The sequence below is a fragment of the Millisia brevis NBRC 105863 genome (assembly GCF_001552615.1).
Classification (GTDB): Bacteria; Actinomycetota; Actinomycetes; order Mycobacteriales; family Mycobacteriaceae; genus Millisia; species Millisia brevis.
Genome location: NZ_BCRN01000006.1, coordinates 55097 through 77310, shown reverse-complemented (window position 1 = coordinate 77310; position 22214 = coordinate 55097). Strand labels below are relative to the sequence as shown.

Here is a 22214-nt window from a genome sequence, read left to right as displayed (position 1 = left end):
TCAGGCGTCGCCGACGCCGGGACGCAGGAACTCGGCCGCGGCCTCGCGTGCCCAGCGGGGCAGGATGAAGACTCCCTCCGCCTCGGCGGTCACCCCGTCGGCGGTCGAGAGCTGCCCCTTGGTGAACGTCTTGACCCCCTCGCGGCGGTCGAGCCACGCCTCGGCCCGGATCGGTCCGAGCGGGGTGCCGCGGCGGTACCGGACCGTCAGGGTGCCCGTCATCCCGGGCGCCCCGGCGTTCTCGGCGGCGGCACCGAGGATCTGATCGAGGATCGCGGCGAGGATGCCCCCGTGGACGAGTCCCGGCGGGCCCTCGTAGCCCGGCCCGAGGGTCACCTCACCCCATGTGCGCTCGCCGTCGTGCTCGAGGACGACCGGGGGTGCGATCGGGTTGCGGGTACCGGTCACCGCATTGCCCCAGGCACGGCGGGTGCCGTCGGTGTTGAACCGCACCCCGAACGAGCCGGGCAAGGTCTCGCGCCCGAGCAGGGCGTTGGCGGCCTCGAGGTGGGCGATCGCCTCGTCGACCTCCGCGTCACCGACCTCGCTGACCACGGTGGTCTGCACGACCGCGCGCACCGCGTCCGCCAGGCGCGTCGCGCGGGCGGTCAACCGGGCGACCTCCTGCGCGGGCAGGTCCTCCTGCTGGTAGCGGCTCATCCGGGTGCTCCGATCTGCCGGGCCATACACATGGCCGGAGGACTGTTCCGCTGTTGTTTCTAGCAGTTGACGTCGGCGCCCGGCCCGGCCGGCGGGTGGGACGTCCACGGGCGGCGCGGGTGGGATCGCTACGTGCCGGAGACCGAAGGCGGCAGATCGCGGCGCATGACCAGTCGGGGCAGCTTGCTCGCGACCGCATCGGTGGTCCCGGCGACGTGGAAGCCGGCGGCCTCGAACATCGCCCGGGTGCCGACGAAGGCCATCGTCAGGTCGATGCGTCCGCCGGCGGCGTCGACCGGGTAGCTCTCGACCGCGGGGGCGCCGCGCTCGGCGGCGTAGGCGACCGCCCCCTCCAGCAGCGCCGTGGTGTAGCCACGCTTGCGGTGGCCGCTGCGGATGACGACACAGATGATGCTCCACACCGCAACGTCGTCGATCGGTCGGATCAGCTTCGATCGGCCGAGTCTGGTGTTCGCACTGCGCGGTTCGATACTGCACCAGGCCACCGGGATTCCGTCGCGGTAGCCGATCACCCCCGGCGGATTCGGGCGTTCGCAGAGCGCCCGGAAGGCGGTCTCGCGGCTGCCGTGTCCGAGGGTGTCGATCTCGCCGGCGGTCAGTCGATGGGACAGACACCAGCAATGCGTGGCGCGCCGATTCGGATTGGTGACCGCGACGAAGTCGTCCACCCGCTCGGGGGTGACCGGTGCGTGGCGCGCCGATTCGGATTGGTGACCGCGACGAAGTCGTCCACCCGCTCGGGGGTGACCGGATGGACACTCCAGGTGCCGGATGCGGGATCGACGGGCCGGGTCGTCGCCATCGCATCAGTCAACCGGACCGGTACGACGGGCCGTCGGCGGCATCCCGCGCGGCGGCGCGTTCACCTGCGGATAGTTGATCGAATCCAGAAAAAGTCCGTTTGATAGTTGACTCAGTCCAGAAAAGCCTTCATTGTTGACGTGTGGCGCCGATAACAGAGTTTGCCGATCAGCTTCGTGCGGCTGATCTGCGGGTGACCCGTCCGCGGGTCGCCGTACTCGAGGCCGTCCACAACAACCCACACGCCGATACCGAGACGATTCTCGGTGCCGTGCGCACCGGCCTGCCCGAGGTGTCCCGGCAGGCGGTCTACGACGTATTGCATGCACTCACGGACGCACAGCTCCTGCGTCGCATCCAGCCGTCCGGCACCGTCGCGCGATACGAGACGCGCGTCGGCGACAACCACCATCACGTCGTCTGCCGGTCCTGCGGGACCATCGCGGACGTCGATTGCGCCGTCGGTGAGGCCCCGTGCCTGGCCGCGTCGAATCCCCGAGGCTTCCGGATCGACGAAGCCGAGGTCATCTACTGGGGCCTGTGCCCCGAATGCTCCACAGCCCCCTCGCCGTGATCGCCCGGGTGATCACGGATCAGCCCCCATCCCCGGAAGGAATGTTGTGCCTGAGGATCATCCGCCCATCGGCGACGCAAATACCGAACCCGCGGCCGGCTGCCCGGTGGCAGCTGCCCGCCTGAAGCCCCCGGTGGAGGGCGGCAGCAATCGTGACTGGTGGCCCGACCAGCTCAATCTGAAGATCCTCAACCCGCCGGCGCAGAGCCCGCTGGGTGAGGACTTCGACTACGCGACCGCCTTCGAGGGTCTCGACGTCGACGCGCTCAAGCAGGATCTGGTCGAGGTGATGACCACCTCGCAGGACTGGTGGCCCGCCGACTACGGCCACTACGGACCGCTGTTCATCCGTATGTCGTGGCACGCCGCCGGCACCTACCGGACCTCGGACGGTCGCGGTGGCGCAGGCACCGGCATGCAGCGCTTCGCCCCGCTCAACAGCTGGCCCGACAACGCCAGCCTCGACAAGGCGCGCCGCCTGCTGTGGCCGATCAAGAAGAAGTACGGCAACGCCCTGTCCTGGGCCGACCTGCTGGTCTTCGCCGGCAATGTCGCGATCGAGTCGATGGGCTTGCCCACCTACGGATTCGGCTTCGGCCGCGCCGACGAGTGGGAGCCGGACGAGGACGTCTACTGGGGCCCGGAGCATATCTGGCTGGCCGGTGACGAGCGCTATACCGGGAAGCGTGACCTCGAACAGCCCTTGGCCGCTTCGCAAATGGGTCTGATCTACGTCAATCCGGAAGGCCCGAACGGCAATCCGGATCCGCTGGCCGCCGCGATCGACATCCGCGAGACCTTCGGCCGGATGGCGATGAACGACGTCGAGACCGCGGCCCTGATCGTCGGTGGCCACACCTTCGGCAAGACCCACGGCGCCGGCGACGCGGACCTGGTCGGGGTGGAGCCCGAGGCTGCGCCGATCGAGCAGCTGGGTCTGGGCTGGAAGTCCGCCTACGGCACGGGTGTCGGCAAGGACGCGATCACCAGCGGCCTGGAGGTCGTGTGGACGCCGACCCCGACCACGTGGGACAACTCCTTCCTCGAGATTCTCTACGGCTACGAGTGGGAGCTGACCAAGAGCCCGGCCGGCGCCAACCAGTGGCAGCCCAAGGACGGTGCGGGCGCGGACGTGATCCCGGATCCGTTCGACTCGTCGAAGCGTCGTCCCCCGACGATGCTGACCACCGACCTGTCGATGCGGGTCGATCCGATCTACGAGCAGATCACCCGCCGCTGGCTCGACCACCCCGAGGAGCTCTCCCTCGAGTTCGCGAAGGCCTGGTACAAGCTGATCCACCGCGACCTCGGCCCGAAGCGTCGCTACCTGGGACCGCTGGTCCCTGAGGCGGAACTGCTGTGGCAGGACCCGATCCCGGCGGTCGACTACGAGACGATCGACGCCGATGATGTCGCCACCCTCAAGGGCCGCATCCTCGAGTCGAAGCTGACCATCCCGCAGCTGGTATCGGCGGCCTGGAACGCGTCGGCCTCCTACCGCGGCAGCGATATGCGCGGTGGCGCCAACGGTGGCCGCATCCGGCTGCAGCCGCAGGCGGGCTGGGAGTCGAACGACCCCGATCAGCTCGCCCAGGTGATCGCCACCCTGGAGAACATCCAGGAGGCGTTCAACGCGGCCCAGACCGGCGGCAAGCAGGTCTCCTTCGCCGACCTGGTGGTCCTCGGCGGAGCTGCCGCCGTCGAGAAGGCCGCTGCCGCAGCCGGATTCGAGGTCGAGGTACCGTTCACGCCGGGTCGTGGCGACACGACCCAGGAGTTGACGGATGTCGAGTCCTTCTCGTACCTCGAACCCAGGGCGGACGGCTTCCGCAACTACCTCGGCAAGGGCAACCGCCTGCCCGCCGAGTTCCAGTTGGTGGACAAGGCCAACCTGCTCGGCCTGAGCGCGCCGGAGGTCACCGTGCTGGTCGGCGGCCTGCGGGCGCTGGGTGCCAACCACAACCAGTCCTCGCTCGGTGTCCTCACCGATACCCCCGAGGTGCTGACGACCGACTTCTTCGTCAACCTGCTCGACATGGGGACGGAATGGAAGCCGTCGGCCACCGAGGAGGGCATCTACGAGGGCTTCGACCGGGCGACCGGCGAGCTCAAGTGGACCGGCACCCGCAACGACCTCGTCTTCGGATCGAACTCGATCCTGCGGTCGCTGGCCGAGGTGTACGCCCAGGACGGTGCCAACGAGAAGTTCGTGAAGGACTTCGTCGCGGCGTGGACCAAGGTGTCCAACAACGACCGGTTCGACCTGGTCTGATGCATACGATCCGCCCGGGCGATCCGCGTTCGCCCGGGCGGGGATGACAACGGCGCTGTCGGGGTTCACCCGGCAGCGCCGTTGTCATCCCCGGTATGGCGGCGCGCGTTCTCGGACGGGTCAGACCGTGACCACCAGAGGAGTCCCTCGGGTGGGATGGTCGAGCACCATCACGTTCTGCCCGTAGACATCTCGAACGGTATCGGCGGTCAGAACGTCGGACGGCGTTCCGTCGGCGGCCACGCGGCCCCTGCGCAGCATCACGATGCGATCCGCGTAGCCGGCCGCGAGATTGAGGTCGTGCAGGACGACCAGGACGCAGGCGCCGGCGTCCGCCAACCCACGGGCCGTCGTCAGCAATAGCTCCTGGTGGCGCAGGTCCAGCGCCGCGGTCGGCTCGTCGAGCAGAACGATCGGGCATTCCTGGGCCAGCACGCGGGCGAAGGCCGCCCGCGCCGCCTCGCCGCCCGACAGCGAGGGGACCTCCCGTTCGGCGAGGTGGGCGACATCGGTGGTCGTCATCGCTGCGCCGACGATCCGGTCGTCGGCGAGCGGATCGCTGCGGTGCGGTTGACGGCCCATCTCGACGACCTCGCGCACGGTGAACGCGAAGCGCACCCGGTGGTCCTGGATCAGCACCGACCGGCGAGCGGCGAGATCCCTGCTCCCCCAGTCGGATACCGGCCGACCCGCGATGATGGCCGCGCCCTCGGTGGGGACGATGTCGCCGGCGATCACCGCGAAAAGCGTCGACTTGCCCGCTCCGTTCGGCCCGACCAGCGCGGTCAGGCTGCCGCGCCGGAAGCCGAGGGTGACGCCCTGCAGGATGTGCGCGTCGCCGATCCGCAGACCGACCCCCTCGACGCGTACCGGGATCTCGCCGGCGTCGGTCGGCCGGTCCGGCGTCCGACTCCCTTGCCGCCCGATCACCTTCACAGCGCCATCCCCTTCGGTCGTTGACGCTGGATGAGCCACAGGAAGAAGGGAGCGCCGATCGCGGCGGTGAACAGTCCGAGCGGCACCTCCAGCGGCGGATCGATCGATCGGGAGAGCGTGTCCGCGACAACGATCAACAGGGCGCCGAGCACCGCGGATACCGGGAGCAGCCAGGCGTGGCCGGGGCCGATCAGCAGCCGCACGATATGCGGGATCACCAATCCGACGAATCCGATCGTCCCGGCGAAGGCCACCGCGCAACCGATCAGCAACGCGGCCAACACGATCAGCAGCCGCCGGGTGGCGACGACGTCGACACCGAGGTGATTGGCCTGTCGCTCGCCGAGCGCGAGCAGGTCGAGCGGTCGCGCCAGGGCCAGCACCCCGGCGATGCCGGCGAGGACCGGGACCACCACGATGGCGACCTGCTCCCACTTGGCGCTGCCCAGCGAACCGAGCTGCCAGAACGTCAGCTGCTGCAGTTCGTCGGTGTCGGCGATGTAGGTGAAGAAGCCGGTGATCGCCGAACACCCCGCGCCGATCGCGATGCCGACCAGCAACATCGTGACGGTGGTGCCACCCGGATCCTTGCGTGCGAGCAGGTAGATGATCGAGGTGGCGATCAGACCGCCGAGGAAGGCCGCCACCGGGATCGTCCAGGTGCCCAACACCGTCGTGCCGGTGACGATCGCGCCGACCGCTCCGACCGCGGCCCCGTTCGAGACGCCGATGACGCCGGGGTCGGCCAACGGATTGCCGAACAGGCCCTGCAATGCCGCGCCGGCGACCGCCAGCGAGGCGCCGACCAGGCAGGCGAGCAGGACTCGCGGCAGCCGCAGGTCCCAGACCACCGAGACGTCGCGCGGCGAGACCGACGAGTAGTCCACCAGGCCCAGCTTGCCGCCGATGGAGCGCACCACATCGAGGGGCGGGACGTCGAGGGCGCCGATGCCGAAGGACCCGATCACCGCCACCAGCAACAGGATCGAGCTGACGGTGAGGGTCGCCGCGCCGCGGGCCCGGCGTCGACCGGCCGCCGTCGAGCCCCCGCTCGCGGTCCGGTCGGCCAGGTCGATCGACGTGCTCACAGCCCGCGGAGGTATTCGGCCAGGGCGACCGCGCCGGTGCCGGCGGAGATGCCGCCGATCTTCAGCTGCAGGTCGGGCATCACCACGAAGCGGTTGTTCTCGCCCGCCGGGGTCTGCATCAGCGTCGGGAAGGCGGTGCGGATGCCCTCGACGCCGCCCCAGGTCTCGAGGTCGGCCTGCGACAAGAGGATCACATCCGGTGCGGTGTCGACGATGCCCTCCTCGCTGATCGGCGAGTAATCCTCGACGTTCGCCTCGGCGCCGACGTTGATCGCACCCGCTGCGGTGATCACGGTGTGGGCGGCGGTGTCCTCGCCGGCGACCGCGGGATCGCCGCCCGCGCCGGTGGCCGAGATGTGCAGGACGCGAACGTCGTCGACCGTGTTGCCGATCTCGGTGGCCTCCGCGAGCTGCTCGTCGACCCGCGCGGCGAGCTGAGCGCCGGCCGCGGCGTACCCGGCGGCCTCGGCGATGCGGCGCACCTTCTGGGCCGGCGCCTGCAGGTTGTCGATCACGACGGCGTTGAGCCCGGCCTGCCGCAGCTGGGCGGCGAGCTCGGTATGCCGACGCACGCTGTTGCCCAGGAAGAGGGTGCCGTCGAGGCTCAGCACGCCCTCGGTACCGGTGGTCTGGTTGAACAGGAACGTCTGCGGAGCGTTGCGACCGGTCTCGGTGGCCGACTCCTCGGGGGCGGCGAAGATGTCGTCGGACCGTCCGAGCGCGTCGAAAACCTCGATGATGTCGTCGCCGCCGGCGATCGTGCGGGTGGTATCGGTGACCTCGGAGATCACGTCGTCGTCGCCGGTCACCTCGACCGGCAGGACCTGCTCGTCGGTATCGCTCGCCGACGGAACATCCTCCCCCGCAACGTAGGTCCAGCCGTCGGGGAGTTCCGACGGGCCGGCCGCGGCGCCATCTCCTGAGCCGCTCTGGCCACAGGCGGTCAGGACGATGGCGGACGCCACCGCGACGGCGGCGACCCGGGAACGACGAAGCGATCTCATGGTGTGGACTCCAGGATGGGTATCGGACGTTAGCTGACGCTTACCTTGGGCATCAGACACCACAAGTAGTTCGCACGTCAACTATCGTGGTCACCCGAACCGAAAAGGCGCCGGCCCGACAGGTCGGAAATGGGCACGCCGAAGGACCGCGGGTACCGCATGTGGTACCCGCGGGTGACCGGCCTGTTCAGGAGTTACGCGAGCGGCGGGTCGCCGGCACGCAGGGCGCGCGCGACGGTCTCGGCGGCGGTGGTCATCGCGGACTCGAACGCCGCGGGGCGCCGATCGCGGTCCATGAAGTACGCGCCCAGGCCGATCAGGTCGGTGGTGGTCGGCAGGATCGGCACCACCCGGGTGCCGCGGGCGCGCACCTCGGCGATCTCGCGGGCGAGGACCGCCGACATCGGCCGCCGCAGCAACCGGTCCTCGAGCAGACCGGACGGGCCGGGGACGCGATGACCGCGCTCCGACGCCATCGACGCGACGACGTAGACCAGATCGGTGTCCTCGGGCAGCAGATCGACCGAAGCGGTCGACGCGGCACCACCGTCGACATAGGTATGGCCGAAGATGCGGACCGGGGGCATCCAGCCCGGGATGGCCCACGACGCCCGCAGCGCCGATCCCACCGAGACCGACGGGGCCTCCGGCGCTCCGAAGGCGACCCGGCGTCGCCGACCGACGTCGTAGGCGACCATCCGGACGCCGGGGTGGCCGCTGCGCCCGTTCTCCTCGGTGAAGGAATCCGCCAGACGCTGCAACCAGGACGGGTCGGCCCGTCCGATCGGGGCCAGGCCGGCGAGCCGGGCATGTCCCGCCGCGGGCGACAACACCGTGCGGATGTGGGTGGTCACCGGCCAGGGCATCGGCGGCAGGCTCGCCGGGGTATCGGCGATATGCGCCTTCAACCGCGGATCGCCGGTGGTGCCGCGGTGCATCGCCACCAGGTCGTCCACCCCGGCCCCACCGCCGAGCATCGTGACGATCTCGGCGCCGGCGGAGGTGCCCTGCAGGATGTCCCACTCGGCGGGCTCGATGCCGGTCTGCTCGCGCAGCGCGTGCAGGACCGCGACGCTCCAGGCGCCCCCGATGGTCCCGCCGCAGCCGATCACCAACGCTCGTGTCGTCACCCGGCGTCTCCCCCGTTCCCGAACCCTGCGCATGCCACGACCGCCCCATCCGCGGGTCGAGGGCGATAGAGGTCACCGTAGCCGGCCCGCGACAGCATGCGGGAGGGGGACCGCGGGTCCGTGCGGGAAGGGGACCCACGGGCCCGTGCGGGAAGGGGACCCACGGGCCCGTGCGGGAAGGGGACCCACGGGTCCGTGCGGGAAGGGGACCCACGGGTCCAGGCGCAGCGCCGTCGGCGCCGCCGGTGGGTGGACAACACGGCCGATCGATTCGAACGCGGCGGGAAAGCGGCCCCGCGACGCACCCGCGGCCGGCATCCTGGAGGTGGGCGTGCGACCTGCATCACAGTGCGGCGTGTTCGTCCTCACCGTCACGCAGCCTCGAACTGGAGCGTCCATGCAGAGCACCATGAACGACCTACCCCTGTCGATCGCGCAGATCCTGCGCTACGGCAGCACCGTGCACGCCGACGCGGAGGTGATCACCTGGACCGATTCCGGGCCGCGGCATCGCACCTACGGTGAGGTCGGTCGCCGCGCGGCGCAGCTCGCCCACGCGCTGCGGGATCTCGGCGTCACCGGCGACCAGCGGGTCGCGACGTTCATGTGGAACAACGCCGAGCACCTCGAGACGTACCTGACGGTGCCGGCGATGGGCGCGGTCCTGCACACCCTGAACATCCGGCTCTTCCCCGAGCAGATCGTCTACGTCGCGAACCACGCCGAGGATCGGGTGATCATCGTCGATCCGACCCTGATCCCGTTGCTCGCGCCGGTCCTGCCCGAGATCAAGACCGTCGAACATGTGGTGGTCACCGGCGACTCGACCGCCGGTCTCGAGGTACCGGACGGGGTCGGCCTGCACACCTACGAGGGCCTGCTGGCCGGTCGGCCCGAGACCTTCGAGTGGCCGGACGTCGACGAACGCAGCGGCGCCGCCATGTGTTACACCTCCGGCACCACCGGCGACCCGAAGGGTGTCGTCTACTCCCACCGGTCGATCTACCTGCACTCGATGCAGCTCTGTTCGTCCTCGGGCCCGAACCTGCGGCAGGGCGACCTGGCACTGGCGATCGTGCCGCAGTTCCACGCGATGTCCTGGGGGCTGCCCTATGCGGCGTTCATGATCGGCGCATCGCTGCTGATGCCCGACCGCTTCCTGCAGCCGGAGCCGATCGCGACGATGATCACGGCACTGCGCCCGAACTTCGGGGCCGCCGTGCCCACCATCTGGCAGGGCCTCAATCAGTACCTGGCCGCTCGCCCGACCGATATCTCCTCGCTGCGGGAGGTGCTCGTCGGCGGCGCGGCGGTGCCGCCGGCGCTGATGCAGTCCTTCGAGAACGACCACGGCGTCACGATCCTGCATGCCTGGGGCATGACCGAGACCTCCCCACTCGGCTCGGTCGCGCGTCCGCCCGCTGCGGCCGAGGGCGACGAGCGCTGGCGGTACCGCTATACCCAGGGCCGATTCCCGGTCCAGGTCGAGGCCCGGCTCGTCGACGACGCCGGCACGATCCTGCCGAACGACGGGGCGGCGGTCGGCGAGGTCGAGGTGCGCGGCCCGTGGGTGACCTCCTCCTATTACGGCGTCGACGCGGCGGACAAGTTCAGCGACGACTGGCTGCGGACCGGCGACGTCGGATCGATCACGCCGGACGGCTATCTGGTCCTGTCCGACCGCACCAAGGACGTCATCAAGTCCGGCGGCGAGTGGATCTCGTCGGTCGATCTCGAGAACGCGGTCATGGGTCATCCCGATGTGCTCGAGGCCGCCGTCATCGCGATACCGGACGAGAAATGGGACGAGCGCCCCCTGGTCGCGGTCGTCCTGCGCGACGGATCGACCGCCACGATGGCCGACCTGCGCGACTTCCTGTCCGACAAGTTCGCGAAGTGGCAGCTGCCCGAGAACTGGACGTTGATCCCCGAGGTGCCGAAGACCAGCGTCGGCAAGTTCGACAAGAAGCGGTTGCGGGCCGAATTCCGCGAGGGCGCCTTCGACGTCACGCATCTGTAGGCGTAGACAGGCCCGGCCGCCGGCCGGCGAGGACCTGTTCGCACGGGATCTACAGTCGCGGCATGATCTCCGAAGCCGCATCGATCACCGTCCGTCGCGCCGAGGTCGCCGATGCGGCGACCCTCGGGCGGTTGCTGTTCGATTTCAACAGCGAATACGACACGCCGACACCGTCGCCCGACGTTCTGGCCGGCCGACTGCGCTCCCTGCTGACCGGCGGGCAGACCCTCGCCCTGCTCGCGGAGAGCGGCGGGAGCGCGATCGGCATCGCACTGATCACCCTGCGGCCGAACGTCTGGTACGACGGCCCGGTCGCTCTGCTCGACGAGCTGTACGTGACGCCGGAGCACCGCGGCCACGGCGCGGGCGCACTGTTGCTCGGGCTGATGACCGAGATCGTGTGGGCCCGCGAGGTCCGGCTGATCGAGATCAACGTCGACGAGGGCGATCACGATGCCCAGCGGTTCTACCTCCGCGAGGGCTATCGCTGCGCCGACGAGCCGGGCGGCGAACGGGCCTACTACTGGTACCGGGAATTCGCCGACTGATCGACGACGACCACCTCGGTCCCCTCGACGAAGCGGTACGGCCCCGCGGCGATCAGCCCACCGATGTGTTTGCGCAACCGGGACATCTCCGCGCGCACGGTGACGGTACGGTCCGCCGCCCCGAACAGCTCGAGCGACAGGTCCGAGGCGCGCAACCCACCCGTGCGGCGGGCGAGCAGCAGCAGGATCTGGGCGTGCCGCGGCGAGGGATCGTGCGTCCACCGGCCGGCGGTCCCCGACACCGTCACCCGCGGGCGTCCCGGATCGGTGATGTCGATCGACAGGCGGACGCTGCCCGGGTCCCGGTCATCGGGGACCGGACGGACCAACCACCCGCCGGGCAGCGGCTCGAGGTCGCAGGTGCCCAGCTCGGCCAATCGCACCCGTCCGGGCGTCGCCCCGGCCGGCAGGGTGACCCGTTCGCGTGGCGCGACGGTATCGAGCGCGGCCACCCACCCTTCGGTGTCGACGGCGAGCGCCGGCCCGGCGGCGCGGGCGAGAATCGGCGCGGCCACCGCTCTCAACCGATCCAGTGACCGGTGGTGGGCATCGCGCAGCCGGGAGGTCGCGAGCTGGGCGACCAGGTCGACCAGGGTCACCGTCGTCGGGTGGATCGTCTCGGCCGGACCGCTGACGTCGACCACGCCGAGGACCGCACCGGTCCGCGGGTCGAGGATCGGCGCGCCGGCGCAGGTCCAGGAGTGATGACTGCGCACGTAGTGCTCGGCGGAGAAGACCTGCACCGCCCGACCGGACGCCAACGCGGTACCGATCGCATTGGTGCCGACCGCGCTCTCGGCCCAGTCGGCGCCCTCGACGAAACCGAGCCGGTCGGCCTGGTGCAGGACCCGATTGGCCCCGTTGCGCCAGAGCACGCGACCGGTGGCGTCCGCGACGACCAGGATGTTGTCGTCGGCGACCACGGAGTCGAGGCCGTGGACGAGATGCTCGAGGATCGATGCCAGACCGGAGGACTGCCGCCGGGCCTGCAGATCGGTGACCACCGGGCCTATATCGCCGGCCCCGGCGTCCGGGTCGACCCCCGCCACGCGCGCGCGACCCCACGAGTCGCTGATGACGGTCCGGGGCCGCGCGGGACCGCGCCCACCGCCCATCGCCGCGTCGTACACCGCCGACAGCAGGCGGGCGTAGTGGCGTGGGTCGTCACCCGACGCCACCGCGGGCTCGGGTCCGGAACGATCGGGGGAGATATCGGGCATCGCAGTCGATTGTGCGCCCAATCACAGAGCCGGGCCACCACCGACACCATCTCGAACGTTGTCATATGTGACGCAACCCACTGCAACCCTTGATGCCGCGTTGCGGAAGGAGTGTGCTGTGAGTCACAAACCTTCGCGACGTGGCACCGAGGAGAACACCGCCATGACCCAGACTCTGGAACCCCGGACCGGCCCGGACGACGCCTCCGCACCCTCCCCGCAGGAGCGCGTCGACGCCTGGCTCGGTGCGTTCGAAGCGGCCCTGGCCGCGCGCGACATCGAACGCGTCACCGGCTTGTTCGCCACCGACAGCTTCTGGCGGGACCTGGTGTCCTTCACCTGGAATCTCAAGACGGTCGAGGGCCGCGAGCAGATCGCCGACATGCTGGGCGAGCGGCTCGACGACACCGCGCCGAGCGGCTTCCGCACCAGCGAGCCGGCCACCGAGGACGGCGGCGTGGTCTCCGCGTTCATCGAGTTCGACACCGCTACCGGGCGCGGTGTCGGCCATCTGCGGCTGCGCGACGACGGCGACGGCGACGCCGCCTGGACGCTGCTGACCACCCTGCAGGAATTGAAGGGCCACGAGGAATCCTCCGGCGCGACCCGGGTGCTCGGTGCGGTCCACGGTTCCGATACCGATCGTCGGTCGTGGGCGGAGAAGCGTGAGGCCGAGGAAGCCGCGCTCGGCCGCGAGGATCAGCCCTATGTGCTGGTCGTCGGCGGCGGCCAGGGCGGTATCGCCCTCGGCGCGCGACTGCGGCAGCTGCGGGTGCCGGCGATCGTCATCGACAAGCACGATCGTCCCGGTGACCAGTGGCGTAAGCGCTACAAGTCGCTCTGCCTGCACGATCCGGTCTGGTACGACCACCTGCCGTATCTGCCGTTCCCGGCGAACTGGCCGGTCTTCGCGCCGAAGGACAAGATCGGCGACTGGCTCGAGTTCTATACCCGGGTCATGGAAGTGCCCTACTGGAGCCGCACCTCCTGCCTGTCGGCCACCTACGACGAGGCGACCGAGAAGTGGACCGTCGAGGTCGACCGCGACGGCGAGCGGCTGACCCTGCATCCGACCCAACTGGTGCTGGCCACCGGCATGTCCGGCAAGGCCAATGTGCCGACCTTCCCCGGCCAGGACGTCTTCGCGGGCGACCAGCACCACTCGAGCCGCCACCCCGGCCCGGACGGCTACGTCGGCAAGAAGGTGGTGGTGGTCGGCGCCAACAACTCCGCGCACGACATCTGCAAGGCGCTGGTCGAGAACGGCATCGACACCACGATGATCCAGCGGTCCTCGACGCACATCGTCAAGTCGGATTCGCTGATGGAGATCGGTCTGGGCGCGCTGTACAGCGAGCAGGCCGTCGCCGGTGGAATGACGACCAAGAAGGCTGATCTGACCTTCGCGTCGCTGCCGTACCGGATCATGCACGAATTCCAGATCCCGCTGTACGACCAGATCCGCGAACGCGACAAGGACTTCTACGACCGGCTGGAGGCTGCCGGATTCGACCTCGACTTCGGTGACGACGACTCCGGGCTGTTCATGAAGTACCTGCGCCGCGGCTCGGGCTACTACATCGACGTCGGCGCCTGCGATCTGGTGGCCGACGGCACGATCAAGCTCGCGCACGGCAACGTCGATCATCTGACCGAGAACTCGGTGGTACTGGCCGGCGGGACCGAGTTGCCGGCCGACGTGGTGGTCTACGCGACCGGATACGGCTCGATGAACGGCTGGGCCGCCGATCTGATGGGCCAGGACGTCGCCGACCGGGTAGGCAAGGTCTGGGGGCTCGGTTCGGAGACGACCAAGGATCCCGGCCCCTGGGAGGGCGAACAGCGAAATATGTGGAAGCCGACCCAGCAGCCGGGGCTGTGGTTCCACGGCGGCAATCTGCACCAGTCCCGGCACTACTCGCTCTACCTGGCGCTGCAGCTCAAGGCGCGCTACGAGGGCATTCCGACCCCGATCTACGGCCTGCAGGACGTACATCATCTGAGCTGATCGGCCGGACCCCGGGTGGTGGGGGTGATCGGGGGTGGGCACATGCGGTATGCCCACCCCCGATCGGTCGGTTGGGGGCCGTTGGCCCCGGATGCAGCCGCTAGGCGGTGCCGTCCTCGATCGGGGTGCGGTCGTTGACCGCCTGGACCGGTCGGCTGTTTCCGGCGAGCACCGCGTCGAGGCGGGCGATCTGGTCGGCGGACACCTCGACCGGCGTCGCCATGACGATCCAGTTCACACCCTCGGTGCACGGCGGCGTCGTCAACGATCCGTTGTACCGGTAGGACGTGTGGTCGGCGGGCAGGAAGTCGGCCGCGTCGACCGTCAGGCCGAGATTCACCGGCGGCGCGGTGGTGACCGGCAGATTCGCCAGGACCGGCTCGAGCGCCGGGTTGGCGGCGCCCTCGGTCAGCAGGATGCCGACGACCGCGAGTTCACCGGCGTCGTTGGCGTGCACGATGTGCAGTTCGGCCGGGTAGGAGACACCGCCGATCGTGTGCTCGCTCGGTGCGTGGAAGTGGTACTGGGCGACCTGGTAACGGACGTCGCCGAGGGAGATCGAGCTGCCCTCCGGGTAGTCGACCTGCACGGTGTGGCCGTTGTTGAGGATCGTCACCGGGGCGGGCGCGTAGGCGAACGAGATCGGCGGGACATCGCCGGATACGGCCGGGGCCAGGTCGATCGGCGACTGGTGGGTACCGACCGCGCAGGTGGCGAACTGCGGAGCCAGCTCGCCCCAGTTCTCCGGGCCGTCGACGCCCGTATAGCTCCAGTGCGGAGCCTCCTCGACGGCCGGCTCCTCGGTCGGCGCGGGCTCGGGGGTCACCGACCGGTCGACCGCCACCGGCTCCTGGTCGGCTTGCAGGGCGATGTCGGTTCCGGAGCAGGCGGCGAGCACCAGCAGGGAGCCGACGACGGCGGTCGTTCGGGAGTACAGCTTCCACTTCATGTCTGACGGGGCCTTCCGTGTCGAACGGGGTACGAATCGCCGCGGATTCGGATCGAGAGGGTCGCGAGAATGGCGATCAACGGACGATGACGGAGGGATCGGAGTCGTTTCGGGCGTGGCTGTACGCCATTGATTGCAGCGACTCGTCACCCGTGTCGGTGGTGGGTCGGGCAGACGTCGAGACGGTGCGGACCGAGGCGCGCCCGGCTAGCGGGCAGGTCCGCGATACCGGCGTTTTCCTGCGCTTCGGACCCGGATCTTCGGGTCGACCGCGCCGCTGGTCGTGGTGGTTTCCGTCGTGACGATGCCGATCATCGGCCTCCAGTCGCGTATCGGCGAACCCGCTCATCCGAGCCGATTCATTGGCGTGTGGTCACCATAACTCATGCCAAAACGGGCGAGTATCCGGGTATCCAATGTTCTGACCATTCATTCGTTCCGGGAGGTAAAGAGAAAGCGACCGGCGCATCGGTGGTCCAGGTCACGGGCGTCGTCGGACCTCACATTCGGCGCGCGGCGCTCGTCTACCCGACGCAAGCGGTTCATGATGGACGCGATCGGCCGAGGAAGGGAGTGCCCGATGCACACCGCGATAGCCACCGCCATCGGCGAGTTGACGCTGACCGGGGACGGCGGCGCTCTGACGGGTCTCTACTTCCCGGCGCACCGCTATCCGCCGGACGCCGAGCGCCTCGGCGAACGCATCCGAGTCGAGGACGACGACACGCTGACCCGAACCGCCGCACAGGTGCGCGAGTATCTCGCGGGCGACCGACGCGACTTCGACCTACCGCTGCGACCGGGCGGAAACGACTTCCAGGAATCGGTCTGGGGGATGTTGCTGGAGATTCCCTACGGGGCGACGACCACCTACGGCGACCTCGCTCGGCGCCTCGGCAACGTCTCGCTGGCCCAGCAGGTGGGGCAGGCGGTCGGGCACAACCCGATCTCGTTGGTGATCCCCTGCCATCGGGTGGTCGGCCACGACGGCAGCCTCACCGGCTATGCCGGCGGTCTCGATCGCAAGCGGACCCTGCTCGACCTCGAGGAGCCGGAGGAGGCCCGCGCCGGGCGACTGTTCTGAGGCCGCCCTAGTCTCTATCGGATGACGGCATACCACGCGGACTCGACGAACCTGCCCGAGAAGGAAATCCTTACCTGGGAGACCTTCGGAACGGCGTGCCGCGAGCTCGCCGGGCAGGTCGTGGACTCCGGTTTCACCCCCGAGGTGCTGATCGCGGTCGCCCGCGGAGGTCTGCTCCCCGGCGGCGGCCTGTCCTACGCCCTGGGTCTGAAGCTCACCGATGCGATCAACGTCGAGTTCTACACCGACGTGCACGAGACCCTTCCGCACCCGGTTCTGCTGGCCCCGATGCTCGACACCGATTCGATCGAGGGTCGCCGCGTGCTGGTGGTCGACGACGTCGCCGACTCCGGGCGCACCCTCGCGATGGTGCTCGAACTGCTGCGCAAGCATCACGCGGAGACCCGCAGCGCCGTGCTCTACGCGAAACCGGCCACCGTGATCGAACCGGACTACGTCTGGCGACGCACCGATCGGTGGATCGTCTTCCCCTGGTCGGCCGAGCCTCCCGTCACCGCGTCCGAGCAGGCGATAGGGTACGCCGAACCATAGGCAACACCTGGTGGAAGGACGAGTGGGCACATGCAGCGCAGAACGGTTCTGGCGGGCCTGGGAATCGCCGGTCTGGCCGGAACGGTCGGAACGATGGCCGCGCGTCCCGCCGACGCGATCCCCCTGCCGCTTCCCCTGAAGAATCTGCTGTCGATCAGCAGCCTGTCGCACGTCAACGACCCGGCGCTGACGCCGATCTTTCCCGGCGACCCCGAATTCGTCCTGGAGACCGCGACGACGGTGGCGGCGGACGGCTACTACCTGCAGTACGTGCGTCAGGGCGAGCACACCGGCAGCCACTGGGGAGCCCCGGCGCACTTCCAGGAGGGCGGTCTGACCGCCGACCGGCTGACCGTCGACGACCTCTTCCTGCCCGCGGTGCGCATCGACATCCGCGAACAGGCCGCCGCCGATGCCGACTACGCGATCACGATCGACGACCTCTCGGCCTTCGAGCGGGCCAACGGACCGATCCCGGCCGAGGGCGCCGTCATCGCCTGGACCGGTTGGGCCGAGCGCTGGGGCACCCCGGCCTACGTCAACGCGGACGCCGACGGCGTGACCCACCAGCCGGGCTTCTCGGTCGAGGCGGTCCGGTGGTTGATCGATCGCGGTGTCCTCGGCGAACGCGGCGCCCTCGGCATCGACACCTTCGGCCCCGACCTCGGGATCGACGACACCTACGAGGTGTCGACCATCCTGTTCGACCGCCGCCGGATCAGCCTCGAGAACCTGACGAACCTGCAGTCCCTGCCCCCGACCGGTGGCTGCGTTCTGGTCGGTTCGACGATCAATCGCAACGGGTCGGGCGCGCCCGGCGCGATCTACGCGATCACCGCAGCGGTGGGCCGCTAGCGGCGGAGGGGTCCGGAAGGGTGTAGATCGTCGTCCCCTTCCCGGCCCGCTTGCCGCTGTACATCGCGCGGTCCGCCCACAGCATCAGCTGTTCGGCGGACATACCGGTGCGGGGATGGGCGGTGACCACACCGATGCTCGCCCCGAGCCGCACCTCGTCGCCGTCGATGACGAACGAGTCGTTGAAGCATTCACGCCGCACCCGCTCGACCACCGATTCGATGGGGATCGGATGGTTCTCGAGCAGGATGAAGAATTCGTCGCCGCCGATGCGGGCGATCGTGTCGCTCTGGCGGACCGCTCGTCGCAACCGCTCGCCCAGGGCGACGAGCACCGCATCGCCCTCCTGATGGCCGTACCGGTCGTTGATCGCCTTGAAATCGTCGAGGTCGATCAGCAGCCCGGCGAATCCGAGGCCGCCGGGCTCGCCGGTGGTCGGGTCGGCTCCCACCGCGCGGCGGATGCGGCTCTGCAGCAGGTTGCGGTTGGCCAGGCCGGTCAACGGATCGTGGTGGGCGCGGTGGCTCAACTCGCTCTGCGCCTCGTGGAGTTGCTCGATCAGCAGGCTGTTCTCCACCAGCGTGTACATCTGCCGGACGATCCCGACCAGCATGATCGCCAGGCAGATGCCGACGGCGACCGGATCGAGCTGCCAGCCGAGCAGCAGGGCCACCACGAAGCCGGTACCGACGGCCGCGATCAGCGCGTGCGGGATCATCAGGTGGACCCGCTCCCCCAGGATGCGTCGACGACGCTCCTCCGGTGGGTCGTCCGCCGCGACCGCCGCCAACGCCACGAAGGCCGGCCCGGCGATGAAGCCGATGTCCGCGATGATCGGGATCTGCGCGGTCCCGGTGTAGACGAGGTAGGCGAAGAGGCTGTCGGAGATCGCCAGCATCGCGATCCCCACCCCGAGCAGCCGCGATTGGGTGCGCGCCCAGGGCGGGAACCGGCCCAGCGCCCACAGCAGCAGCATCATCGCCAACATGACGAAGTCGGTCAGCGGATAGGAGGCGGCGACCACCAACCCCAATACCGAGTGCAGTTCCGACGATCCGGCGACCGCGCCGAGGGCGGTCCACCAGCTCAGCGACAGCAGGGTGCCGGCGATCACCAGGCAATCGAGCAGGGCGATCACCCAGAAATGTCTGCCGGCGATGCGGCGCGTATTACCGGGCTTGGAATTGGCCAGGATCACCAACGCCGGAACCGCCATGAACGGCAGCACGAAGAATCCGATGTCGGCGACGGACGGGCTGGGAATCGGGGTGTGCAGGATCGATCGGTAGAAGGCCCACATCATCATGCCGAGCGTCCAACCGGCCATGCCGAGGCCCATCAGAACGCGCCAATGCCGGGCGGAACCCTCGCGGCGGCGAGCGGAGACGAAACAGCAGACGGTCGCGGCGGTACCGGCGACCAATTGGGCGGCATCGTCGACGATCGTCGACCAGCGTTCGGACAGCAGACCGGTCGCCGCGACGGCCATCACCATCGCGACGGCAACAACGACGGCCGCCGTTCGAACAACGGTCGGCGACACCTTCACACGCGCCTCACAGGGGTTGGGAACCACACCGGCGCGGGCGGTCGACCATGCCTCGCAGTCCGCACACGGGAGGACGAGTCCAGACGTGATGAAGACCACACAGGCCGATCGGCATGCCCGGCAATCTAGCTCAGCTCCCCGATGCCGTGCCAGACACCCTACCGAAAGGTAAGTCGGGACCGGAGTCCACACGACCCGAAACGCCCACCGGCTCGTTGCGACCCGATCCGACGTGCGGGATGATCGCGCCATGCCCGTACTTCCGGCCGGCCCGACACCATCCAAGCCGAGGCTGACGTCTCCGGCGGCGCTGATCGACGAGTCTATCGTCACCGAGGCCCCGCTGAACCCCGCCGATTTCGAGGCGATGGTCGCCGCGACCGATCGGGGCGCGACCGTCGGATTCGCCGGCATCGTGCGCGACCACGATCACGGGCAGGCGGTCGCCGACCTCGAATACGTCGGGCATCCGAGTGCGCAGAACTTCTTGCGTGCCGCCGTCGCGGCCGTCGCGGCCGAGTATCCCGCCTGCGCGATCGTCGCCGCGCACCGCGTCGGGCGCCTGGCGATCGGTGATGTCGCACTGGTGGTCGCGGTCGGCGCGGCCCATCGGGTGGACGCCTTTGCCGGCTGCGCGGCCGCCGTCGACCGGATCAAGGCCGAGGTCCCGGTGTGGAAGCGGCAGACCTTCGTCGACGGCACGTCCGAATGGGTCGCCTGCGCGACGAGCGCGCCCGCGGCCTATTCGCGGTAGGCGTAGGCGGTCGCCACCTCGTTGACCACGTCGACCCCGTCGACGCTGATCACCAGGCCGGCCGGACCGATCCGGTAGCGGGTGCCGTCCGCCGGATTGACCACCTCGTAGACCCCGTTGCCCAGGGCGACCGGGTCGTTCAGCTGGATGTCCGCGCCGTCCGACAGACGCATGCCGTTGTAGTAGCGGGCGCCGTCCGCGTTCTGACAGATCAGGTACCGGGACGAGTCGGTGGTGCCGATCGCCTGCGCGAACTCCGAGCCGAGGCACAGCGGGCCGAGCCCGTCGGTGAATCCACGTTCGCCTGCGGCGGGTACCGCGGCGTTGAGCGGCGGCGGCTCGTTCACCGACGCGGCGGTGGTCGTGGACGTGGAGCCGGTGGTCGTGGACGATGTGGGCCCGGTGGTGTCGGCCGGGTCGATCGTCGCCGACGCCGCGGAGCCGACGTTGATGGTCGCGGCGATCGCCGTCGTCGTCCCGGTGCCGTTCGACCCGTCCGTCCCGATGATGCCGCCGGCCCAGAGCCCGGCACCCACCGCGACGGCGAGCACCGCGACGCCCCCCGCCCCGATCGCCACCGCGCGACCACTCGATCGCCGCGGTGGCGTCGGTGGTCCGCCGTACAACGACGAATAGCCCACCGTGGCCGGACCCGCGCCGTCGGACCCCGGGCCCATCGGTCGGCGGAGCGTCGCGCGCGCGGGTGTGCCGAGCGCTTCGCGGGCCGCACGGGCGAACGCCCCGGCGCTGGGATAGCGAGCCGCGGGGTCCTTGGCCATCGCCCGGGCGATCACGTCGTCCAGGCCGATCGGCAGCTGTGGGACCCGATCGGTCGGCCGCGGCGGCGGTTCGTAGATATGGGCCCGCAGCAGGGCCGGGGTGCTGTCCTGTGGAAACGCCGGCGCCCCGGTGAGGCATTCGACCAGCAGGCAGCCGAGCGAGTAGACGTCGGTCGCCGGGGTGGCCGGCCGATCGTCGAACCGCTCCGGGGCCATCGACGCGACCGAGCCGATCGCGCTGCCCACCGACGTCAGCCCGCCCCGGTCGGTCAGTTGCACGATCCCGAAGTCGACCAGATAGGCGAAGTCGTCGTCGGTGAGCAGGACGTTCTCCGGTTTGATGTCCCGGTGGATCAGGCCCTCCGCGTGGGCGGCGTCCAGGGCCGAAGCCACCTGGGTCACGATGGCGACCGCACGCTCGGGCAGCAGACGGTGCTCGTGGCGCAGCACCGAGCGGATATCCCGACCCCGGACCAGGCGCATGTCGATGTAGAGGGTGCCGTCGATCGCACCCCAGTCGTGGATCGGGATGACGTGCGGCTCGTTGAGTCGGGCCGCGGCGTGGGATTCGCGGCGGAACCGCTCCCGGAAGGCGGCGTCGGCGGCCAGTTGGGCGTCGAGCAGCTTCAGCGCGACCACCCGGTCCTTCTGCCGGTCGTACGCCTCGAAGACCTGGCCCATCCCGCCCTTGCCCAACGACGATCGCAGTTCGTAGGGACCGAAGACGTCGCCGACCGACCAGTGCCTGTCCATCCGCCGCACCACCTCTCCCGGGCGATCACGCTCCCGCCCCTGTCCCTGCATACCCGCGTGACACTGCATGTACGCGTGACACCGCATCCACGCCTCGCCGTCTGCCGACCCCGGTAGGAACCGTCAGCGGAGGCGTTCGGCGTCGCGGGCCAATTCCAGCAGGCTCTCGCACAACTCCGCGGTGTCGGTGATCGGCGCCCCCTCGAGCAGGGCGGACCGCACGTCCTCGGCGGCGCAGCGCACCAGATAGGCCCGATCGACCACCGCGGAAGCCTCGCCGGCCGACAACACGACGCTGCCCACCGGCAGCGCCGCGCTCTCCACCGCCGAACGGTGTTCGTAGGCGCGCTGACGGCAGGCCCGACGACAGTAGAGGCGGCGACGGCCCACCCCGGAGGAGCCGACGGGCCGCCCGCACCACAGGCAGGGCTGGTCGCGAACGTCGGGCACCGAATCAGCGTACGGGCCGGACCGATATCATCGTGCGCGGTGTCGCGATGACACGCGGTGGCGGCCGACCCGGGGCGGATGCTCGGGAACGAATCCCGGCTCGCCGCCGTTGAACCCATAGCGCGGTGATCCAGCGGTCGACGTCCGAGGACGCGGGCGCGCAGCGGGTCACCCGGTTCGCGACGTATGGAAGGTGGAGAGACGCGC

20 protein-coding genes are annotated in these 22214 nt (G+C 69.7%); 9 read left to right on the top strand and 11 right to left on the bottom strand.

All coding sequences use genetic code 11. The features are described 5' to 3' along the window. Both MB1_RS10280 and MB1_RS10275 read right to left on the bottom strand, forming a co-directional pair. Entirely contained in the window at window positions 1-660 is a 660-nt protein-coding gene (locus MB1_RS10280; RefSeq protein WP_066906439.1) for a PaaI family thioesterase, read from the bottom strand. Window positions 661-788: 128 nt separating this feature from the next. Next, window positions 789-1349: a GNAT family N-acetyltransferase gene (locus tag MB1_RS10275; protein ID WP_066906437.1), complete on the bottom strand. Its 561-nt coding sequence runs from the start codon at window positions 1347-1349 to the stop codon at window positions 789-791. A gap of 275 nt (window positions 1350-1624) precedes the next feature. On the opposite strand from MB1_RS10275, the gene MB1_RS10270 reads away from it, so the two are divergent. Next, window positions 1625-2056: a Fur family transcriptional regulator gene (locus tag MB1_RS10270; RefSeq protein ID WP_066906435.1), complete on the top strand. Its 432-nt coding sequence runs from the start codon at window positions 1625-1627 to the stop codon at window positions 2054-2056. Window positions 2057-2102: 46 nt separating this feature from the next. After that, the gene (gene katG, locus MB1_RS10265; RefSeq protein WP_066906433.1) at window positions 2103-4328 is read left to right on the top strand and encodes a catalase/peroxidase HPI; all 2226 of its coding nucleotides are present in this window, start codon (window positions 2103-2105) and stop codon (window positions 4326-4328) included. 120 nt (window positions 4329-4448) lie between these two features. Here the strand turns inward: katG and MB1_RS10260 are convergent, their stop codons facing one another. The 4 genes from MB1_RS10260 to MB1_RS10245 all read right to left on the bottom strand — a co-directional run bounded on the left by MB1_RS10260 (window position 4449) and on the right by MB1_RS10245 (window position 8486). Next, a complete protein-coding gene (locus MB1_RS10260) occupies window positions 4449-5264 on the bottom strand; it encodes a heme ABC transporter ATP-binding protein (protein WP_084351396.1) in 816 nt (271 codons plus the stop codon). Further along, window positions 5261-6352, bottom strand: coding sequence for a FecCD family ABC transporter permease (locus MB1_RS10255; RefSeq protein WP_218000221.1), 1092 nt, complete (start codon window positions 6350-6352; stop codon window positions 5261-5263). The genes MB1_RS10260 and MB1_RS10255 overlap by 4 nt, the downstream gene beginning before the upstream one ends. Further along, window positions 6349-7356, bottom strand: coding sequence for an ABC transporter substrate-binding protein (locus MB1_RS10250; protein WP_066906431.1), 1008 nt, complete (start codon window positions 7354-7356; stop codon window positions 6349-6351). The genes MB1_RS10255 and MB1_RS10250 overlap by 4 nt, the downstream gene beginning before the upstream one ends. Window positions 7357-7550: 194 nt before the next feature. Continuing rightward, on the bottom strand, window positions 7551-8486 hold the full coding sequence (locus MB1_RS10245) for a patatin-like phospholipase family protein (protein ID WP_066906429.1): 936 nt from the start codon (window positions 8484-8486) through the stop codon (window positions 7551-7553). 397 nt (window positions 8487-8883) lie between these two features. On the opposite strand from MB1_RS10245, the gene MB1_RS10240 reads away from it, so the two are divergent. Both MB1_RS10240 and MB1_RS10235 read left to right on the top strand, forming a co-directional pair. Then, window positions 8884-10506 (top strand): long-chain fatty acid--CoA ligase, encoded by a 1623-nt coding sequence (locus tag MB1_RS10240; RefSeq protein ID WP_066906427.1) that lies wholly within the window; start codon window positions 8884-8886, stop codon window positions 10504-10506. Window positions 10507-10568: 62 nt separating this feature from the next. Beyond that, window positions 10569-11054, top strand: a complete 486-nt coding sequence (locus MB1_RS10235; RefSeq protein ID WP_066906426.1) for a GNAT family N-acetyltransferase — start codon at window positions 10569-10571, stop codon at window positions 11052-11054. Here MB1_RS10235 and MB1_RS10230 read toward each other — a convergent pair. Then, complete coding sequence (locus tag MB1_RS10230; RefSeq protein ID WP_066906424.1) at window positions 11027-12274, bottom strand: GAF domain-containing protein; 1248 nt, start codon at window positions 12272-12274, stop codon at window positions 11027-11029. The genes MB1_RS10235 and MB1_RS10230 overlap by 28 nt on opposite strands. 163 nt (window positions 12275-12437) lie before the next feature. On the opposite strand from MB1_RS10230, the gene MB1_RS10225 reads away from it, so the two are divergent. Continuing rightward, complete coding sequence (locus MB1_RS10225; protein ID WP_066906422.1) at window positions 12438-14282, top strand: NAD(P)/FAD-dependent oxidoreductase; 1845 nt, start codon at window positions 12438-12440, stop codon at window positions 14280-14282. 100 nt (window positions 14283-14382) lie between these two features. Here MB1_RS10225 and MB1_RS10220 read toward each other — a convergent pair whose 3' ends face one another. Next, the gene (locus MB1_RS10220) at window positions 14383-15231 is read right to left on the bottom strand and encodes a carbonic anhydrase (protein ID WP_066906420.1); all 849 of its coding nucleotides are present in this window, start codon (window positions 15229-15231) and stop codon (window positions 14383-14385) included. A gap of 580 nt (window positions 15232-15811) precedes the next feature. Here MB1_RS10220 and MB1_RS10215 point away from each other — a divergent pair. The 3 genes from MB1_RS10215 to MB1_RS10205 all read left to right on the top strand — a co-directional run bounded on the left by MB1_RS10215 (window position 15812) and on the right by MB1_RS10205 (window position 17722). Next, complete coding sequence (locus tag MB1_RS10215; protein WP_066906418.1) at window positions 15812-16315, top strand: methylated-DNA--[protein]-cysteine S-methyltransferase; 504 nt, start codon at window positions 15812-15814, stop codon at window positions 16313-16315. A 21-nt stretch (window positions 16316-16336) separates the two neighbouring features. Then, a complete protein-coding gene (locus MB1_RS10210; RefSeq protein WP_066906416.1) occupies window positions 16337-16867 on the top strand; it encodes a phosphoribosyltransferase in 531 nt (176 codons plus the stop codon). A 93-nt stretch (window positions 16868-16960) separates the two neighbouring features. Beyond that, window positions 16961-17722 carry a cyclase family protein gene (locus MB1_RS10205; protein ID WP_157084017.1) on the top strand — a complete coding sequence of 254 codons (762 nt, stop codon included), beginning with the start codon at window positions 16961-16963 and terminating at the stop codon, window positions 17720-17722. Here the strand turns inward: MB1_RS10205 and MB1_RS10200 are convergent. Further along, window positions 17700-19271: a GGDEF domain-containing protein gene (locus tag MB1_RS10200; RefSeq protein ID WP_169801635.1), complete on the bottom strand. Its 1572-nt coding sequence runs from the start codon at window positions 19269-19271 to the stop codon at window positions 17700-17702. The genes MB1_RS10205 and MB1_RS10200 overlap by 23 nt on opposite strands. A gap of 250 nt (window positions 19272-19521) precedes the next feature. Here MB1_RS10200 and MB1_RS10195 point away from each other — a divergent pair, with 250 nt between their 5' ends. Further along, entirely contained in the window at window positions 19522-20025 is a 504-nt protein-coding gene (locus MB1_RS10195; RefSeq protein WP_157084001.1) for a molybdenum cofactor biosynthesis protein MoaE, read from the top strand. Here the strand turns inward: MB1_RS10195 and MB1_RS10190 are convergent. Together MB1_RS10190 and MB1_RS10185 are read right to left on the bottom strand one after the other, a co-directional pair. Then, window positions 20013-21557, bottom strand: a complete 1545-nt coding sequence (locus MB1_RS10190; protein ID WP_066906409.1) for a serine/threonine-protein kinase — start codon at window positions 21555-21557, stop codon at window positions 20013-20015. The genes MB1_RS10195 and MB1_RS10190 overlap by 13 nt on opposite strands. A gap of 123 nt (window positions 21558-21680) precedes the next feature. Next, window positions 21681-22007 carry a hypothetical protein gene (locus MB1_RS10185; protein ID WP_066906407.1) on the bottom strand — a complete coding sequence of 109 codons (327 nt, stop codon included), beginning with the start codon at window positions 22005-22007 and terminating at the stop codon, window positions 21681-21683. Between the last annotated feature and the right edge of the window lie 207 nt (window positions 22008-22214).

Coding starts and splice junctions, on each gene's coding strand:
- MB1_RS10225 (WP_066906422.1), top strand. CDS start 12,438: ATGACCCAGACTCTGGAACCCCGGACCGGCCCGGACGACGCCTCCGCA.
- MB1_RS10210 (WP_066906416.1), top strand. CDS start 16,337: ATGACGGCATACCACGCGGACTCGACGAACCTGCCCGAGAAGGAAATC.
- MB1_RS10195 (WP_157084001.1), top strand. CDS start 19,522: ATGCCCGTACTTCCGGCCGGCCCGACACCATCCAAGCCGAGGCTGACG.
- MB1_RS10190 (WP_066906409.1), bottom strand. CDS start 21,557: ATGGACAGGCACTGGTCGGTCGGCGACGTCTTCGGTCCCTACGAACTG.
- MB1_RS10215 (WP_066906418.1), top strand. CDS start 15,812: ATGCACACCGCGATAGCCACCGCCATCGGCGAGTTGACGCTGACCGGG.
- MB1_RS10235 (WP_066906426.1), top strand. CDS start 10,569: ATGATCTCCGAAGCCGCATCGATCACCGTCCGTCGCGCCGAGGTCGCC.
- MB1_RS10240 (WP_066906427.1), top strand. CDS start 8,884: ATGCAGAGCACCATGAACGACCTACCCCTGTCGATCGCGCAGATCCTG.
- MB1_RS10230 (WP_066906424.1), bottom strand. CDS start 12,274: ATGCCCGATATCTCCCCCGATCGTTCCGGACCCGAGCCCGCGGTGGCG.
- MB1_RS10250 (WP_066906431.1), bottom strand. CDS start 7,356: ATGAGATCGCTTCGTCGTTCCCGGGTCGCCGCCGTCGCGGTGGCGTCC.
- MB1_RS10280 (WP_066906439.1), bottom strand. CDS start 660: ATGAGCCGCTACCAGCAGGAGGACCTGCCCGCGCAGGAGGTCGCCCGG.
- MB1_RS10220 (WP_066906420.1), bottom strand. CDS start 15,231: ATGAAGTGGAAGCTGTACTCCCGAACGACCGCCGTCGTCGGCTCCCTG.
- MB1_RS10205 (WP_157084017.1), top strand. CDS start 16,961: ATGGCCGCGCGTCCCGCCGACGCGATCCCCCTGCCGCTTCCCCTGAAG.